2 tRNA genes and 2 rRNA genes are annotated in these 665 nt (G+C 40.8%); all 4 read left to right on the forward strand.

Features of this window, described 5'->3' with window-relative positions:
- A 23S ribosomal RNA gene (locus ACYUDJ_RS21355) occupies window positions 1-108 on the forward strand; the annotation flags it as partial.
- Window positions 109-201: 93 nt separating this feature from the next.
- Window positions 202-318 (forward strand): 5S ribosomal RNA (gene rrf, locus ACYUDJ_RS21360).
- Window positions 319-325: 7 nt separating this feature from the next.
- Window positions 326-402: transfer RNA gene (locus ACYUDJ_RS21365), tRNA-Ile, on the forward strand.
- Between the two features lie 8 nt (window positions 403-410).
- A tRNA-Ala gene (locus tag ACYUDJ_RS21370) sits at window positions 411-476 on the forward strand.
- Window positions 477-665: the final 189 nt, after the last annotated feature.

Raw genomic sequence — 665 nt, forward strand, 5'->3', positions numbered from 1 at the left:
AGCGTAAGCTAGTAAGACTCCTGGAAGAACACCAGGTTGATAGGTCAGAGATGTAAGCATGGCAACATGTTAAGTTGACTGATACTAATAAGTCGAGGGCTTGACCAAAATAAAATTCACTGTGTAATTTTGAGAGAAACAATAAAAAAATTGTTAAATCTCTATTGACAAATTGCAAAAAAGCAATTAAAATGTTAGATATCTGGTGATTATGGCTTGAAGGTAACACCCGTTCCCATGCCGAACACGAAGGTTAAGCTTCAAAGCGCTGATGGTACTGCAGGGGAGGCCCTGTGGAAGAGTAAGTCGTTGCCAGATGTAATATGGATCTTTAGCTCAGTTGGTTAGAGCAACCGGCTCATAACCGGTAGGTCCGGGGTTCGAGTCCCTGAAGGTCCACCATTTGGGGGTATAGCTCAGTTGGGAGAGCACCTGCCTTGCAAGCAGGGGGTCAGGAGTTCGAATCTCCTTGTTGACTTTTAAGATTATAAATGATATTCTAATAAAGTCGTAAAATTGGTCTTTGAAAATTAAACAGAGAATTAACAAGAAACATTCTTGTAACAGCCAGTAAGATAAGGTAATAAACCTTGTCAATGAATTTGAGAAGAGATTAAACTTTAAAATTGAGAGTTTGATCCTGGCTCAGGACGAACGCTGGCGGC

This window comes from Clostridium sp. CTA-6 (genome assembly GCF_054768115.1).